13 protein-coding genes are annotated in these 16,476 nt (G+C 58.8%); 9 read left to right on the plus strand and 4 right to left on the minus strand.

All coding sequences use genetic code 11. From position 1 onward, the window contains the following. Positions 1–40: 40 nt before the first annotated feature. The gene (locus tag ALP40_RS14685) at positions 41–658 is read right to left on the minus strand and encodes a TPM domain-containing protein (protein WP_122208966.1); all 618 of its coding nucleotides are present in this window, start codon (positions 656–658) and stop codon (positions 41–43) included. A gap of 26 nt (positions 659–684) precedes the next feature. Beyond that, complete coding sequence (locus ALP40_RS14690; protein ID WP_181116678.1) at positions 685–1,377, minus strand: YgcG family protein; 693 nt, start codon at positions 1,375–1,377, stop codon at positions 685–687. A 319-nt stretch (positions 1,378–1,696) separates the two neighbouring features. Here ALP40_RS14690 and bglX point away from each other — a divergent pair, with 319 nt between their 5' ends. The 7 genes from bglX to ALP40_RS14730 all read left to right on the plus strand — a co-directional run bounded on the left by bglX (position 1,697) and on the right by ALP40_RS14730 (position 12,820). Further along, entirely contained in the window at positions 1,697–4,021 is a 2,325-nt protein-coding gene (bglX, locus tag ALP40_RS14695; RefSeq protein ID WP_122208968.1) for a beta-glucosidase BglX, read from the plus strand. A gap of 76 nt (positions 4,022–4,097) precedes the next feature. Then, a complete protein-coding gene (locus tag ALP40_RS14700; RefSeq protein ID WP_122208969.1) occupies positions 4,098–5,855 on the plus strand; it encodes an ATP-binding protein in 1,758 nt (585 codons plus the stop codon). A 6-nt stretch (positions 5,856–5,861) separates the two neighbouring features. Next, positions 5,862–7,196 (plus strand): sigma-54 dependent transcriptional regulator, encoded by a 1,335-nt coding sequence (locus tag ALP40_RS14705; RefSeq protein ID WP_122208970.1) that lies wholly within the window; start codon positions 5,862–5,864, stop codon positions 7,194–7,196. Between the two features lie 217 nt (positions 7,197–7,413). Next, positions 7,414–9,795: a PAS domain S-box protein gene (locus ALP40_RS14710; RefSeq protein ID WP_122208971.1), complete on the plus strand. Its 2,382-nt coding sequence runs from the start codon at positions 7,414–7,416 to the stop codon at positions 9,793–9,795. A gap of 217 nt (positions 9,796–10,012) precedes the next feature. Then, positions 10,013–11,338 (plus strand): MFS transporter, encoded by a 1,326-nt coding sequence (locus ALP40_RS14715; protein ID WP_122208972.1) that lies wholly within the window; start codon positions 10,013–10,015, stop codon positions 11,336–11,338. Positions 11,339–11,714: 376 nt separating this feature from the next. Further along, complete coding sequence (locus ALP40_RS14725) at positions 11,715–12,068, plus strand: hypothetical protein (protein WP_122208974.1); 354 nt, start codon at positions 11,715–11,717, stop codon at positions 12,066–12,068. Between the two features lie 128 nt (positions 12,069–12,196). After that, positions 12,197–12,820, plus strand: a complete 624-nt coding sequence (locus ALP40_RS14730) for a flavin reductase family protein (protein ID WP_122208975.1) — start codon at positions 12,197–12,199, stop codon at positions 12,818–12,820. 9 nt (positions 12,821–12,829) lie between these two features. Here the strand turns inward: ALP40_RS14730 and ALP40_RS14735 are convergent, their stop codons facing one another. Beyond that, on the minus strand, positions 12,830–13,057 hold the full coding sequence (locus tag ALP40_RS14735) for a hypothetical protein (RefSeq protein ID WP_122208976.1): 228 nt from the start codon (positions 13,055–13,057) through the stop codon (positions 12,830–12,832). 151 nt (positions 13,058–13,208) lie between these two features. Here ALP40_RS14735 and ALP40_RS25575 point away from each other — a divergent pair, with 151 nt between their 5' ends. After that, the gene (locus ALP40_RS25575) at positions 13,209–13,379 is read left to right on the plus strand and encodes a hypothetical protein (RefSeq protein WP_181116619.1); all 171 of its coding nucleotides are present in this window, start codon (positions 13,209–13,211) and stop codon (positions 13,377–13,379) included. A gap of 129 nt (positions 13,380–13,508) precedes the next feature. Then, the gene (locus tag ALP40_RS14740; protein WP_122208977.1) at positions 13,509–15,029 is read left to right on the plus strand and encodes an MDR family MFS transporter; all 1,521 of its coding nucleotides are present in this window, start codon (positions 13,509–13,511) and stop codon (positions 15,027–15,029) included. Positions 15,030–15,032: 3 nt separating this feature from the next. Here ALP40_RS14740 and ALP40_RS14745 read toward each other — a convergent pair whose 3' ends face one another. Next, positions 15,033–16,166, minus strand: a complete 1,134-nt coding sequence (locus ALP40_RS14745) for a DUF3396 domain-containing protein (RefSeq protein WP_122208978.1) — start codon at positions 16,164–16,166, stop codon at positions 15,033–15,035. Positions 16,167–16,476: the final 310 nt, after the last annotated feature.

Raw genomic sequence — 16,476 nt, forward strand, 5'->3', positions numbered from 1 at the left:
ACGACCGGTGTCGGTCTTGCCGACACCGGTTTCACAGAAGTCAGCCCAACACCACCAGCCGGTTGGGCAACTCATTCTTTCCATGTGTCACCGGCACATGATCGGCCAGCAGCTCGCCACAGGCATGGATGCACCCAAGAAAGCCCTGCAAAGTCTGACCATTTCTCACCTGCTGCGTGAACACATCGACCATCGCTTTCCAGATGTCGTCATGCAAGCGACTGGCAATACCATGATCGACCAGAATCTCCACATAACGCTCGGCCTCGCTGACGAACACCAGAATGCCGGTGCCGTCATGGGTCTTGTGCAGGTTTTGCTCCAGAAACTGCCGTCGCGCCAGATTCCCCGCACGCCATCGGCGCACGGAAGCGGGCACAAGGTGCGACGTGACTTTCGGAATACGACACACCAGTGCAACCACGATAAAGGTGCTCATCTGGGCCAGCATCAATTCATCGGCGCTCAGCCATTGCAGGCAGTAATTGACGGTGCCGGGTAATAACAGGCCAATCAGTGCGCCCCAGATCAACGGCATGTACGCGTAATCATCAGCGCGAGCCGCCAGTACGGTCACAAGTTCGGCGTCGGTGCGTTGTTCGACACGGTCAATCGCCTCTGCCACCTGCCGTTGTTCTTCTCTGTTCAATAAAGCCATCGTTTTCTCTTTCCCGGATCCATCGATTACCAGTTGCCTGAAGCGCCACCGCCGCCGAAACGGCCGCCACTGCGTCCCTCGGAACGTTCGGCCGAGCAAAGACGGCCGACTGAACGTCGAATGCTGACCAGCACGATCATCACCACGATAAGGGTCAGGACTACCGCCATCAGCCAGACCTTGAAATCACTCATCGGCTCTTCATAAACCGCAAGCCGGGTCGCAGGTTCCGGGTAATCCGGGACTTGGCCGCCCAACGCTGCGACGACCGCCTGAGCGCCGCGCTCGATGCCTGCGGCAAACCGGCTGTCATTGAACTCGGGCATGATCAGCATGTTGATAATGAGCGAGGACTGGGCGTCGCTCAACCGGTCTTCCAGACCCGAGCCGACCTCCATGAGCACCTTGCGCTTCTCACGGTCAACCACCAGCAAGGCGCTGTTGGCCTTGCCTCCCTGCCCCAGATCCCAGGCATCACCGAGCTGGGCGCCGAACTCTTCAATCGTCGCACCCTGCAGATCCGCCAGCGTGACAACCACGATCCGCTCGCCGGTCGACTGTTCGTAAGCCCGAAGCAGTTTTGCCAGACGCACCGCCGTCTGGCTGTCCAGCATCTGCGCCGCATCCACGACACTGCCCGTCATGGGCGGAAAAACCAAAACGGGCTGCTCGGCCTGGGCACGAAATGCCACACCCAGCGTCATTACCGCGTACAACATCATCTGTAACACGCACTTCAAACCAGACCTCCGGTGCTTTTTGAATCCATTGAAACAACCGCCTTAGCCAAATCACACGTTCCCCGGCATAATCCATCGCCGACGCCGAGCATAAGCCAACCGTTGACCGAGCAAGGATGCGTACAAAAATCACTACAACCGAAGATTTTCGTACACACCCTGGAAAGACCTCGCACAACGAAGCGGGCAGCAACTATTCTTGCGCCCTGCTCGAACAATACCGCCAAAGGTCTATAACCCAAAAACTGGCTGTCGGATATTAAACGCGAGTTGCCGACAAAAGCCTTGGAAATTATTCATGAATAAGCTGTGTTTATTAGGTTTGCTGGTTGGATTGGCGAGTCACTCCGTCATCGCTCAAAGTGCTGAAACGGCGACTGTTCCGGCGTCTTCTGCCGTCTCGAACAAGGCCACACTTCAAGCAAAGAATGCGTTCATCAGCAAACTGATGAAACAAATGACGCTGGATGAAAAGATCGGCCAACTGCGCCTCATCAGCATCAGCAGCGAAATGCCGCAGCCGATGATTCTGAAAGAGATCGCTGCCGGACGCATCGGTGGCACCTTCAATTCCATTACACGCTCGGAAAACCGTCCTTTACAAGAAGCGGCAGTCGCCAAGAGCCGTCTGAAAATTCCGATGTTCTTTGCCTATGACGTCGTTCACGGTCATCGCACGATTTTCCCGATCAGCCTCGGCATGGCCGCCAGCTGGGACATGGACGCTATTGCGCTGACCGGCCGTGTCTCAGCCAAGGAAGCCAGCGCCGACGGTCTGGACATGACCTTTGCGCCAATGGTCGACATCTCGCGCGACCCACGCTGGGGCCGCAGCTCCGAAGGCTTCGGTGAGGACACCTATCTGGTGTCGCGCATTTCCGACGTGATGGTTCGCTCGTTCCAGGGCAAGAACGTCGCCGCCAACGACAGCATCATGGCGGCCGTCAAGCACTTCGCCCTGTATGGCGCAGTTGAAGGCGGACGCGATTACAACACCGTCGACATGAGCATGACGCGCATGCACAACGACTACCTGCCGCCGTACCGTGCCGGTATCGACGCCGGCGCTGGCGGCATCATGGTCGCCCTGAACTCGATCAACGGCATTCCGGCCACCTCCAACATGTGGCTGATGCAGGACCTGTTGCGCAAGGACTGGGGCTTCAAGGGCGTGACGATCAGTGACCACGGGGCGATCAAGGAACTGATCGAACACGGCGTGGCCAAGGATTACCGCGAAGCCGCAAAACTGGCCATCAAGGCCGGTGTGGACCTGAGCATGAACGACGTGGCGTACGGCGAGCAGTTGCCTGGGCTGGTCAAGGACGGCGAAGTGTCCATGCACGAAATCGACAACGCCGTACGCGAGGTGCTGGGCGCCAAGTACGACATGGGCCTGTTCGCCTCGCCTTACGGTCGCATTGGTGTTGCTGCCGATGACCCTGCCGACACTTACTCCGATGACCGCCTGCACCGTGCCGAAGCCCGCGATGTGGCGCGCAAGACACTGGTGCTGCTGAAAAACCAGAACGACACGCTGCCGCTGAAGAAGCAAGGCACCATCGCCGTGATCGGCGGCCTGGCGCAAAGTCACCTCGACATGCTCGGCAGTTGGTCGGCTGCTGGCCGTCCCAACCAGTCGGTGACGGTGTATGAAGGTCTGCAAAATGCCGTCGGCGACAAGGCCAAGCTGGTCTATGCCCGTGGCGCAAACATCAGCGACAACGAACACGTCCTTAACTACCTGAACTTCATCGAGAAGGAAGTGGAAATCGATCCGCGTCCGGCTCAGGAAATGATCGACGAAGCGGTCAAGGTGGCCGAGCAGTCCGACGTGATCGTGGCCGTGGTCGGCGAGTCTCGCGGTATGTCTCACGAGTCGGCGAGCCGCAGCAGCCTGAACATTCCGGGCAAGCAGCGCGACCTGATCAAGGCACTCAAGGCGACCGGCAAGCCGCTGGTTCTGGTCCTGATGAACGGCCGTCCGCTGGTGCTGGTCGACGAACAGGAACAGGCGGATGCCATGCTCGAAACCTGGTTCCCGGGCACCGAAGGCGGCAATGCCGTGGCGGACGTGCTGTTTGGCGACTACAACCCGTCGGGCAAACTGGCCATGTCGTTCCCGCGTTCGATCGGTCAACTGCCGGTTTACTACGCGCACCTGAACACCGGTCGTCCGTACCATGAAGGCAAGCCGGGCAATTACACGTCGCATTATTTCGAAGAGCCGAACGGCGCACTGTTCCCCTTCGGTTATGGCCTGAGCTACACGCAGTTCGACGTCTCGGACGTCAAACTGTCTGACGCCAAGATGGCGCGCAACGGCAAGCTGACGGCCAGCGTCACCGTCAAGAACACCGGCAAGGTCGCCGGGGCGACTGTCGTGCAGCTGTACTTGCGTGACATTGCAGCCTCGCTCAGCCGTCCGGTGAAAGAGCTGAAAAACTTTGAAAAGGTCACGCTGGAGCCCGGTGAAGAAAAAGTCGTTACCTTCACCCTCAGCGAAAATGACCTGAAGTTCTATAACGCTCAGCTCAAATACGCTGCAGAGCCGGGCGAGTTCAAGGTCATGATCGGTCTGGACTCACAAACGTTAAAAGAAGCGACTTTCAACCTGTTGTAAGCACCGCTGAGGGAGCCTTCACGAGCGTCCTGCTCCTGAAGGCTCCCAACCGGTCTGTTCGGGCAGTGCACGTGACATGACGTTCAAGCATCGCTACTGGCGCCTCTCCCTGTATACCCTGCTCATCCTCGTTGGCGCAGCCGTGTCCGCAAGCCTTGCGATGCATCAGGCGCAACGCCATGCAGTGGCGGAAGATGCCGCGCGCGCCAGTGGTCAATTGGCGTTGTACGCCAACACGTTGCACACCTTGATAGAACGTTATCGCGCCCTACCCTCCGTGTTGGCGCTGGACCCGGAGATTCGAGCCTCTCTTAGCGGCCCGGTCACAGAAAGCGTGCAGCATCAGTTGAACCTGAAACTGGAAAAGATCAACCAGGCCGCTCATTCTTCGACGCTTGAGTTACTGGACCGTCATGGACTGGCCATCGGTGCGAGCAATTGGCAGTCCCCCAACAGCTATGTCGGTCACAACTACGGCTTTCGTCCGTACTTTCTGCAAACCCGCGCTCAAGGCACAGGGCGCTTCTATGCGGTCGGCGTGACCACGGGCATTCCAGGTTACTTTTTATCCAGTGCCGTGCGGGACGACAAATCCCGCTTCATTGGCGCAATGGTGGTGAAGCTTGAGTTCCCCACGCTTGAACAGGAATGGGGTCAGGGCGAGGACCTGTTGTTGGTAAGCGACAGCATGGGCGTCGTGTTTATCGCCAATAGGCCTGGCTGGCGTTATCGCGAGCTTGAACCCATCTCGCTCGAAAACCGCACCGAGCTGCTGCGCACTCGCCAGTACGATAAAAAACCCTTGTCGCCCCTGCACAGTCACGTCCTCGAACGCTTGGGGGAGCACAGCCAATTGCGTCGGGTCGAAGGCCCGGACGGTATGGCGGATTACCTCTGGCAGTCCTTGCCGTTGCCGGATGAAAACTGGACGCTACATTTGCTGCGCAAACCGCCGGTGACCAACGAAGACATCCGTAACGCCGGGATGGCCGCTGCGGGGATCTGGCTGGCGCTGGTTTTTCTGACGCTTTTTCTCTACCAGCGCTGGCGTCTGGCACGTTTGCGCGAACGCAGCCGGGACGAACTTGAGCGCTTGGTTCAGGAACGCACCCGTGATCTGCAAACCGCTCAGGACGGTCTGGTGCAATCGGCCAAGCTGGCGGCACTGGGCCAGATGTCGGCGGCACTGGCCCATGAAATCAATCAGCCGCTGACGGCGCAACGCATGCAGCTGGCGACCGTGCGTCTGCTGCTGGATCACGGTCGCATCGATGAAGCCAGCAAAGCGCTGATCCCGGTGGATCAGCAGTTGACGCGCATGTCGGCCCTGACCGGTCACCTCAAGACGTTCGCCCGCAAGAGCCCCAGCGGCCTGCGCGAGCGCCTGGACCTGGCTACGGTGGTCGATCAGGCCCTGCTGTTGCTGGACCCGCGCCTGCGCGAAGAGCATGTCGAATGTGTTTTGCACCTGTCACGCCCCGCCTGGGTGCGTGGCGATGCGATTCGACTGGAGCAGGTGCTGATCAACCTGCTGCGCAACGCACTGGACGCCATGCGTGACGCAGCACCTGCTCGCCTGGAGATTCGCATCGCCCCCCAGAACGACCAATGGCGCTTGAGTGTCAGCGACACGGGCAGCGGCATTGCGCCGGAAAACCTGGCGAGCATTTACGATCCGTTTTTCACCACCAAGCCGGTAGGCGACGGGCTGGGGCTTGGGCTGGCGGTTTCCTATGCGATCATCCATGAACTGGGCGGCCAGTTGAACGCTGAAAACCACAGCAACGGTGCGGTCTTCTGGTTCTGCCTGCCCAACGACTTTCTGGAGACCTGACCCGGCATGTTGAACGCGGTCATCGTGGTAGACGACGAGGCACCCATTCGGCAAGCCGTCGAGCAGTGGCTGACACTTTCAGGCTTCACTGTGCAGGTCTTTGCTCGCGCCGAGGACTGCCTGGCCGAACTGCCGGAACACTTTCCAGGCGTCGTGCTCACGGACGTGCGCATGCCGGGCATCGGCGGGCTTGAACTGCTGGCGCGTCTGCAGACGGTCGACAAGGACTTGCCGGTCATCCTGCTGACCGGTCATGGCGACGTACCGATGGCCGTCGAAGCCATGCGTGAAGGTGCCTACGATTTTCTTGAAAAGCCCTTCAGCCCGGAAACATTGATCAGCAACCTGCGTCGCGCACTGGAAAAGCGCCAGCTCATTCTGGAAAACCGCCGCCTGCATGAACAAGCCGATGCCCGAACCCGGCTGGACGCCACCCTGCTGGGGATGTCGCCGAGCCTGCAGACCTTGCGCCGCCATGTGCTGGAGTTGTCACAACTGTCGGTCAACGTGATCATTCGCGGCGAAACCGGCAGCGGCAAGGAACTGGTTGCCCGCTGCCTGCACGACTTCGGCCCTCGCGCCGGCAAACCGTTCGTTGCCCTCAACTGCGCCGCCATTCCCGAACACCTGTTCGAAGCCGAGCTGTTCGGCCACGAGAGCGGCGCATTCACCGGCGCGCAGGGCAAACGCATCGGCCGCCTTGAATACGCCCACGGTGGCACGGTGTTTCTCGACGAAATCGAAAGCATGCCAATGGCGCAACAGGTCAAGCTGCTGAGAGTGCTGCAGGACAAACGCCTTGAACGCCTGGGCTCCAATCAGAGCATTGATGTCGATCTGCGCATTATTGCCGCCACCAAGCCGGATCTGCTGGAAGAGGCGCGCGCCGGACGCTTTCGCGAAGACCTTGCCTACCGGCTCAACGTGGCCGAGCTGCGCCTGCCCGCGCTGCGTGAACGACGCGAAGACATTCCACTGCTGTTCAACCACTTTGCCCACGCAGCGGCGGCGCGCATGGGCCGTGAAGCGCCAGTGGTCAGCGCGTCACGCCTGAGCCAGCTGCTCAGCCACGACTGGCCCGGCAACGTGCGCGAACTGGCCAACGCGGCCGAGCGCCAAACGCTGGGGCTGACCCAGCCGGACGCAGACACCTGCGCCGAACCCGACGGCCAATCTTTGGCCGCCCAACAGGAAGCCTTTGAAGCCCAGTGCATACGGGCGTCCCTGAATCGGCATAAAGGCGACATCAAATCCGTACTCCATGAATTGCAACTGCCGCGCCGAACCCTTAACGAGAAAATGCAGCGCCACGGTCTGGTGCGGGAAATGTTTCTAGGATAATGACGCCCACTGAAAATACTTGCCTGGCGGGAAACGAACATTTCCAGAAACACCGGGTCTGCATACTGTCACGACGCCTTCGGTCGTGATGGCTGGATAGTTATAAGGCGTAATGCCATCATTGCGCCTTTATCTCCCAACCCACCTCAGCAGTCCGAAACATGGGGCATTTTCTACCGTGAATACTCCCCTCGACCTCCCTCTGGGTGGCGGTGAAATGGGTCGGCTTATCCGAGAGACAGACTGGTCGACGTCTGCTCTTGGGACCAAGGACAATTGGCCATCTGCCTTGTTGTCCTCGATGAACCTGATGCTCAGTTGTCCGGACAGCATGTACCTGCTGTGGGGGCCTGAGTTCACGCTGTTCTTCAATGACGCCTATTGCGCCGTGCTACCGATCGCAGCCAGCCAGGCGCAAGGGCAGCCAATCGCCTCGGTCTGGGGTGATGCGTGGGAAGACGTGCGGCATCTGGCCGAACAGGCGAAGACCGGGCAAAGCTGTCGGTCCGACGATATTCAGCGCACGGTGATTCGTGACGGCAAACCCCAGCTGACTTGGTGGTCGCTGTCCTATTCGCCGTTGTTCGGCGATACGGGCGTAATCGACGGTGTTTTCTGCCGGGTCAACGAAACCACAGCGCACGTGCTGGCTCAGGCCAGACAAAACGAAAACGAAGCCTTCACTGACCGAGTGCTGTCGAGCATCAACGACTGCATCAAGGTACTGGATCTGGACTCGCGCCTGACCTTCATGAGCGAAGGCGGCCAGCGCATCATGGAGGTCAGCGACTTCAACGCGATTCGTGGCTGTCCGTGGCCGGACTTCTGGCAGGACAACGGCAATCTGGAGGCCATCGCCGCCGTTGAGGCCGCCCGGGCAGGTAAGAGCGCCAGCTTCATGGGTTCGGCGCAAACGATGGCGGGCACCGTCAAATGGTGGCACGTACAGGTCAGCCCGATCTTCGGCAAAGACGGCAAGCCGGAGAAGATCCTTTGCGTCTCCCGCGACATGACGCAGCTGCGCGACGCGGAAGACGCACTCAAGACACTCAACGAATCGCTCGAACAACGCGTCGTCGAGCGCACCCGCGACCGCGACCGTATCTGGCGACTCTCGACCGACCTGATGCTGGTGGCGGAGTTCGACGGGATCATCAATGCCGTCAATCCGGCATGGACGCAGGCGTTGGGCTGGTCCGAGCAAGAGCTTGTCGACAGTCAATTCCTGACGCTGGTACACCCCGATGACCTGGACAGCACACTCGCCGCCATGAGCGGGTTGGAGAGCGGCCAGAACATTCCGCATTTCAAGAACCGATACCGCCATGCCGATGGCTCGTACCGGACAATTGCCTGGACGGCGGTGCCCGACCAGCAGTTCATCCACGCCGTAGGCCGCGACATTCAGGCCGAAGAAGAGGCCAACCAGGCGTTGAAGCTTTCCCAGGATGCGCTTCATCAGGCACAGAAACTGGAAGCCATTGGCCAACTCACTGGCGGGGTGGCCCATGACTTCAACAACCTGCTGACCGTAATCCGCTCTTGCAGCGACCTGCTCAAGCCCGCAGACCTGGACGAAGCGCGTCGCGTGAAATATGTCGAGGCCATCTCCAGCACCGTGGACCGCGCTGCCCGCCTTACCGGTCAGTTGCTGGCCTTCGCGCGTCGCCAGGCCTTGCAGCCGGAAGTGTTCGATGTCGGCAAAAGCGTTGCTCGCATCGGGGAGATGATGGACACCTTGACCGGATCGCGCATTCAGGTAGAGATCGATGTGCCTGCCGAACCTTGCTTCATCTTTGCCGACGGCAGCCAGTTCGACACAGCGCTGGTCAACATGGTGGTTAACGCACGCGATGCGATGTCCGGTTCAGGTCGTTTGACCATCAAGGTCGAACGCTCGGACTGCCCCTCCAGCGAGCTGGCCCCCTCGCTGAGCGAAGGTAATTATGTGACGGTGTCGCTGACCGATACCGGCTCGGGCATCGCGCAGGACAAACTCGCACTTATTTTCGAACCGTTCTACACCACCAAAAGCGTGGGCCAGGGTACAGGCCTGGGGCTGTCGCAGGTCTTCGGTTTCGCCAAGCAGTCTGGGGGTGAAGTGCTAGTGGAAAGCGAACTGGGCAGTGGTAGCCGCTTCACGCTGTGCCTGCCCAGTTCGCAGAGTCATGAGATCGTTCCCGAAAACGAAAACCCCACGCTGAACACGCTGCCTGGCCTGTGCGTGCTGATGGTCGAAGACAATCAGGACATCGGTACCTACACCCGTCCCATGCTTGAGCAGTTGGGGTTTCAAGTGGTCTGGGTCTCAAGCGCCAGCGAGGCGCTGCAAGAGCTTTCCGGCAACCCTGAAAGTTTCCATGTGGTGTTTTCGGACATTGCCATGCCGGGCATGAGCGGGCTTGAGCTGTACGCCGAGATCGAAGCGCGATACCCGTGGATGCCGGTGGTGTTGACGACCGGCTACAGCACTGAGTTCGCCCAGTTCGCACAGGACGACACGCATCGCTTCGATCTGCTGCAAAAACCCTATGCGCTGGAGGACCTGGCCACGCTTCTGCACAAGGCGGCATCGCGCAGCGGGGCACTCGACAAATGAGCGCTTTAATGAACGCTGTTTCGTAAACCGGGCACAGCCTCGCACCCTGCCATCGGCGGTTTTCCGCTCATTCAACAAGGACGAATGAGCGGTTTTTCGCTCATCTATTGTTCAGCCCCCCTCTAAAACAAGCCTCTCTGGTGTGGCACAGCTCCTGCTATGGAACTGGTCAAGGCATTGAATGCCTCTTCCAAAAATAATGAATAAAAGGATCACCATGGAAATTTCCAACTCCCTACCGGAGGGGTCGGCGGGCGCTACGGCTGCTCCGAAAACCACTTCGAGTCGTCTCAAATCCATTTTCAGTGGCTCGGTCGGCAACATGGTCGAGTGGTATGACTGGTACGTCTACGCCGCCTTCTCGCTGTACTTCGCCAAAGCCTTCTTCCCCAAGGGCGACACCACTGCCCAACTGCTCAACACGGCTGCAATCTTTGCCGTCGGCTTTCTGATGCGTCCGATCGGCGGCTGGCTGATGGGCCTGTACGCTGACTACAAAGGGCGCAAGGCGGCGCTGATGGCCTCGGTGCTGCTGATGTGCTTTGGTTCGTTGATCATCGCCCTTACGCCCGGTTACGAAAGCATCGGCGTCGGCGCACCGATCCTGCTGGTGTTCGCGCGTTTGTTGCAGGGTCTGTCGGTTGGTGGCGAGTACGGCACATCGGCCACTTACCTCAGTGAAATGGCGACCAAAGAGCGTCGCGGCTTCTTTTCCAGCTTCCAGTACGTCACGCTGATTTCCGGCCAGCTCATCGCGCTGGGTGTGCTGATCGTGCTGCAACAGACCCTGACTACCGAGCAGTTGTATGCGTGGGGCTGGCGTATCCCGTTCGTGATCGGTGCGCTGTGTGCCGTGGTGGCGCTGTTTCTGCGGCGCGGCATGGAAGAAACCGAGTCCTTCACGCGTAAGAAAAAGGAAAAAGCCAAGGAAAGCCTGATGCGGACGCTGATGCGTCATCCCAAGGAACTGATGACCGTGGTCGGTCTGACGATGGGCGGCACGCTGGCTTTTTATACCTATACCACCTATATGCAGAAGTACCTGGTGAACACCGTCGGCATGAGTATCACCGACTCGACCACCATTTCAGCCGCGACGCTGTTCCTGTTCATGGTGCTGCAACCGGTCATCGGTGCGCTGTCCGACAAGGTTGGCAGGCGTCCGATCCTGATCGCGTTCGGCTTACTGGGCACCTTGTGTACCGTGCCAATCCTCACCACCCTGCACACCATTCAGACCTGGTGGGGCGCGTTCTTCCTGATCATGGCAGCACTGATCATCGTCAGCGGCTACACCTCGATCAACGCCGTGGTAAAAGCCGAACTGTTCCCGACTGAAATTCGTGCGCTGGGCGTAGGCCTGCCGTATGCATTGACCGTATCGATTTTTGGCGGCACGGCTGAATACATCGCGCTGTGGTTCAAGAGCATTGGTATGGAAACCGGTTATTACTGGTACGTCACGGCCTGTATCGCGTGCTCGCTGCTGGTGTATGTCTTCATGAAAGACACCCGCAAGCACTCGCGAATCGAAACCGACTGATCTCGCGTTGCAGTGATAAAGGGCAGTCAGTTACTGGGGCTGCCCTTTTTTATGAGCGCAAATAAAGCAGTAAACATGGACGGTTCGATGTGACCAAGTGTTTCAAGCCGGTGCGGTTTTTCAGCGAAATCCGAGCCCAAGCCTATGAATTTTATATCATTAAATTTTGTCAAGAGGCTTTATTACAAGACTTTTCATAAATTGCACCTCAATGATGCGCATTGACCTGCAAGGCCCGAAAACAGCGCGTCGCGACTTACTATCATTTTCAGCGATGATCGCTAGCAATCCGATTAACTTCTTAATAATCCGCCGGCGCGTAGCATTGCCTCCATACCGGGATGACAACTCACCCGACAACATTGGAGACACACTCATGAAAACCACCAAACTGATCTTCGGCCTCGCTTTCTCTGTTCTGGCTTCGAGCGCTTTCGCACTTCCAGCCATCACCACAAGTGACCTGTCCCAGGCAACTATCGTTGCTGAAGGCGGCACCAAGCACACCAACGTCGGTTCGATCCGTGTAGCTGCTGACGGTGCTGATCGTGTCGGCCCAAACCGTCAGGCTGCAGATGGCGCTGACCACGTAGGTGCAAATCGTCTCGCATCCGATGGTGCAGATCGCGTAGGTGCCAACCGTCAAGCTGCCGATGGCGCTGACCATGTGGGTGCAAACCGCCTGGCCGCCGACGGTGCAGATCACGTAGGCGCTAACCGTCTGGGTTAAGCGACCGCTTCACAACATCCCCAAAGCCCGGCACACGCCGGGCTTTTCAGTGTCTGAGGGCTGGCATCCGTTTTCAAAGCGCAGCACTATGCTGTCAATCTTCTTTTATAAGCCGATAAGGAATAAGCATGTCAGACGCTATTCACTCCTACGAACCTTCCAAAGGTCATGGCCTGCCTCATGACCCGTTCAACGCGATCGTCGGGCCCCGCCCCATCGGCTGGATTTCTTCCCAGGACGCCAATGGCAAGCTGAATCTGGCACCTTATAGCTTCTTCAACGCTTTCAATTACGTGCCGCCGATCATTGGCTTTTGCAGCGTCGGGCGCAAAGACAGCCTCAACAACATCGAGCAGACGGGCGAGTTCGTGTGGAATCTGGCGACCCGCTCTCTGGCAGAAGCGATGAACCAGACCTGCGCGCCGGTGGGTGCAGATGTCAGTGAATTCGAACTGGCCAACCTGACGCCGCTGGCTTCGCAAATCGTTGCCGTTCCACGCGTGCTGGAAACGCCGGTGTCGTTCGAGTGCAAAGTCACGCAGATCGTCCAGTTGCAACGCGCCGACAAGGAGCTGGTGCCGAGCTGGCTGATTCTCGGCGAAGTGGTTGCGGTACACATTGCCAAGTCACTTCTCAAGGACGGCGTGTATGACACCGCTGCCGCCGAACCCATCCTGCGCGGCGGCGGGCCTGCGGATTACTTCCAGCTGGGTCCGGAAGCACTGTTCAAGATGTTCAGACCCGGCGCCTGATCACGGTTTTCACCAGACCAGTTCACCCTCGGCATCGACGCTGGCCAGCCGCTCAAGCTCTGCGGTTGCAGCCAGGTCGGCGTCGTGAGCAGTCTTGAATGTCTGGCCCGGCAGAACCGCATGAAAGCGCGGCGCACCACCGGCTCGCGCTTTGACTGCAATCGCCGCACGGTAGCCTTCTTCCCCCGGAATCACTGCAGAAACCGCTTCGAACTCTTCGTATTCTTTGCGCGCCATCAGTCTTGAACCTGCCTGTCGGATAAAACGCGCATTTTAGCCCGTCCGCCTGGCCGTGTATCGCCTGCGCGTTGCTGTACACCCCACGATCCTGTCCTACACTCCATTTAGCTCTTTCAAATTGCTTTGCAACTGAAGTGAGGAGTGCAACATGAACTCAATAACAAGAAAATGCATGGTGGCAGTGGGTGTTATCGCTGTGCTCGGTGTCTACGCCGCAGGTGCCTGGCGCATCGAGCTGGCGCGCCAGGCTCCCGCTGTCGTCAGCTGCAGCTTCGGCCATTGCGTGCCTACCAATTCAACCTTCAGCGCGTTGCGATGACGCTCACGCGTCGCGCATTTCGTCGCGGATGAAACAAAGGGCGCTATCGATTAGCCCCCTATCGGATTAGACTGGCCTGACTTCTCCCGCCTCGTTTGCAGCGGGTCAACACTGCCATCAGGTTCCGCCTTGACCAGTCTTACGCTTACCCCTCCCGCGATCCGCAGCATTCTGTTTGCGTTGATGATGGCTGTGCTGCTCAGCGCACTTGACCAGACCATCGTCGCCGTTTCGATGCCCGCCATTTCCGCCCAGTTCAAGGACATTGACCTGCTGGCATGGGTGATCTCTGCCTATATGGTTTCGCTGACTGTGGCGGTCCCGATCTACGGCAAGCTGGGCGATTTGTACGGGCGACGCAAACTGATGCTGTTCGGCCTTGGCCTGTTTACCCTCGCCTCGCTGTTTTGCGGCCTGGCCCAGAGCATGGAGCAACTGGTACTGGCGCGCGTACTGCAGGGCATCGGCGCGGGGGGCATGGTGTCGGTCAGTCAGGCAATCGTTGCCGACATCGTCCCACCCCGTGAGCGAGGCCGTTATCAGGGCTATTTCAGCAGCATGTACGCCGTTGCCAGTGTCGCAGGACCTGTACTGGGTGGCTTGATGACCGAATACCTGTCGTGGCGCTGGGTGTTTTTGATCAATCTGCCGCTGGGCGTCGCCGCGTGGGTGGTGGCGTGGAAAACGCTGAAAGGGCTGCCCGTTCCACAACGCAAACCGATCATCGACTACCTGGGTACGGTGTTGATGATCATTGGCCTGACTGCGCTGCTCCTAGGCATCACGGAAATCGGCCAGGGGCATGGTCTGGATGAGGTGCAGGTGCAGGCCCTGTTGGGCGTGGCCTTGCTAACGCTGGGGGTGTTCGTCTGGTATGAGCGCCGTGCAGCCGAGCCTCTATTGCCCATGCACCTGTTCGCCAACCGCAGTGCAGTGCTCTGCTGGTGTACGGTATTTTTCACCAGTTTCCAGGCCATCTCACTGATTGTCCTGATGCCGCTGCGCTATCAGACCGTGACCGGCGGCGGTGCGGACAGCGCCGCGCTGCACCTGCTTCCCTTGGCAATGGGCATGCCGATGGGCGCCTATTTCGCAGGGCGGCGCACGGCATCGACCGGGCGCTACAAACCGTTGATCGCAACGGGCGCCGTGCTCATGCCCATCGCCATTTTGGGCATGGCCTTCACGCCGCCGCAGTCAATCGTATTGATGAGCCTGTTCATGATTCTGACCGGTATCGCCACGGGCATGCAGTTTCCAACGTCGCTGGTCGGGACACAGAACTCGGTCAACGTCAAAGACATGGGCGTGGCCACCAGCACCACCAATCTGTTCCGCTCACTGGGCGGTGCTGTCGGCGTGGCACTGATGTCGGCGCTGCTGCTGGCCATGCTGCAACACACCGGTGTAGGCCAACTGGAAGCAGGCGCAATAGGTCATGAAGGCGCTTCTGGCAATGTGCTGCTTGACAGCCTGAACGCTGCCACCGGACCGGCGTTGGATACCTTGCGCGCCGAACTGGCCATGACGTTCAGGCATCTGCTGATGATCAGTGCCGCCATCTCATTGCTGGGTATCGCTGCTGCGTGGGCAATGCCCAACAACCTTCTGCGCGGCCGTGAACAGGCCGCCGAGCAAAAAGCGCAGTAGCAGTTACTGCGCTTCAGCCGCCCAGAACCACTGGGTCTTCTTGTCCTTTATATGTTCGAACGCGGGCATGATCTCGCTTTCATTGAAAAACCGGCGAGAACGGGCACGCGCGTTACTGAACCAATAACCGGCCCGTGGACAGGCACGCCCGGCATCGACCGGCTGGGGGGATTTTTCGTCGAAGCGGGAAAACCACTGCGCGGTAGTGTGCTCGTTGAACCCAAGGCCCGGCACCAGATAAGGATGGAGATTGCCCGTGTCCTGCAACCGGACGGGCTTGATCACTTTGTTGACCGCCATATAGGAGGCGGGCGCAGGCCGACCTGGATCACCCAGCTCCGGCAACCTGCCCGCGCGAATCATCAAGCCGGCACTGTAGGCATGAAAAACGATGTCGCTGTGCCCGCTCAACTGAGCGCGCAGCCTGTCACTGCTGCCCAGTCGCCTGACAAACGATTCGCCCAGAACGGTGTACCAGCCCACGCCCTTGATCCGGTCCAGCAAACGCAGGCTTTCTATATGAGGGCCGGGGTCGACCATCAACCCGACATACTGTTGAGCCAGCCGGTATTCCCAGGGCAAGTATTGATGCCCGTCACAAGGGAGAATGCAGGCCAGCCCACCAAACCCGTGCTCCGCCTGGACTTCGTTGCTCAAGTAACGGATCCACGCTTCATAGTTTTGCAAACCGTCGGGCTCGGTCAGGTACGACCAGGGCAGCACCATTTTCAGGCAGGAAAGGTCGTTGTCCGCCTGGCCCTCCGATGTGTTCATGACAAAGAGGCTGTAGTCGGCGACTTCGGCCTGGGTCGCGCTGGCAATCGACCAGACAAACTGATCGTCCGGCGAACTCTGCAACACCTGACGTCGGCACGCCGCGAAGCCCGACGAGGTCAGACGACGCATGCGTTTGTAGAGCTGCCACTTGAGCACGGGTTTGAAGGCGTCGTAGAACCTTACAAAACAGGCCTCCACTCGCTGTTTCAAATCCTGCGTATGGCCTTTTCTGAAGTACAACGTGGTGATGAGCCCGAGGCGGACGACGGGCGTGCCCAATCCTGAATCGACAGCGATGCGCTCGGCCTGCCGTGACAGTTTTGTCAGCGGCGTCATCCAATCAGCTACCGTGTCTGACATCACCCTTCCCTCCAGTGATAGCTGAGACTTAGGGTGAGCGAGCGCTGACAGTCGAAACTGCCCGAACTTACCACCCTGTTTGATGAACAGCGACAGCATCCGGGAAGACAATCCCCTGCCTTGCGGCCTTTTGCGCGGCTGACGTTGTTTTCAGAACAGATAGGCGCAAGCGTTCGCCTGAACATGCAACTTCCCTCTCACCCTGTTGATTGAGGGACGAAGAGTGAAGGGAGTTTCGAGACGGAGCAATACACGGAATTTAGTTTGGGAAATCAGCTACATGTTTCAGGAAATGTCCTACCGATGTCCT

The organism is Pseudomonas viridiflava, from assembly GCF_003702045.1.
In the GTDB taxonomy this organism is placed as follows: domain Bacteria; phylum Pseudomonadota; class Gammaproteobacteria; order Pseudomonadales; family Pseudomonadaceae; genus Aquipseudomonas; species Aquipseudomonas viridiflava_C.

What these genes read in the sequence shown, in the direction of transcription:
- ALP40_RS14685 (WP_122208966.1), bottom strand. Translation starts at nt 658, where the DNA reads ATGGCTTTATTGAACAGAGAAGAACAACGGCAGGTGGCAGAGGCGATT.
- ALP40_RS14690 (WP_181116678.1), bottom strand. Translation starts at nt 1,377, where the DNA reads ATGTTGTACGCGGTAATGACGCTGGGTGTGGCATTTCGTGCCCAGGCC.
- bglX (WP_122208968.1), top strand. Translation starts at nt 1,697, where the DNA reads ATGAATAAGCTGTGTTTATTAGGTTTGCTGGTTGGATTGGCGAGTCAC.
- ALP40_RS14700 (WP_122208969.1), top strand. Translation starts at nt 4,098, where the DNA reads ATGACGTTCAAGCATCGCTACTGGCGCCTCTCCCTGTATACCCTGCTC.
- ALP40_RS14705 (WP_122208970.1), top strand. Translation starts at nt 5,862, where the DNA reads ATGTTGAACGCGGTCATCGTGGTAGACGACGAGGCACCCATTCGGCAA.
- ALP40_RS14710 (WP_122208971.1), top strand. Translation starts at nt 7,414, where the DNA reads ATGGGTCGGCTTATCCGAGAGACAGACTGGTCGACGTCTGCTCTTGGG.
- ALP40_RS14715 (WP_122208972.1), top strand. Translation starts at nt 10,013, where the DNA reads ATGGAAATTTCCAACTCCCTACCGGAGGGGTCGGCGGGCGCTACGGCT.
- ALP40_RS14725 (WP_122208974.1), top strand. Translation starts at nt 11,715, where the DNA reads ATGAAAACCACCAAACTGATCTTCGGCCTCGCTTTCTCTGTTCTGGCT.
- ALP40_RS14730 (WP_122208975.1), top strand. Translation starts at nt 12,197, where the DNA reads ATGTCAGACGCTATTCACTCCTACGAACCTTCCAAAGGTCATGGCCTG.
- ALP40_RS14735 (WP_122208976.1), bottom strand. Translation starts at nt 13,057, where the DNA reads ATGGCGCGCAAAGAATACGAAGAGTTCGAAGCGGTTTCTGCAGTGATT.
- ALP40_RS25575 (WP_181116619.1), top strand. Translation starts at nt 13,209, where the DNA reads ATGAACTCAATAACAAGAAAATGCATGGTGGCAGTGGGTGTTATCGCT.
- ALP40_RS14745 (WP_122208978.1), bottom strand. Translation starts at nt 16,166, where the DNA reads ATGTCAGACACGGTAGCTGATTGGATGACGCCGCTGACAAAACTGTCA.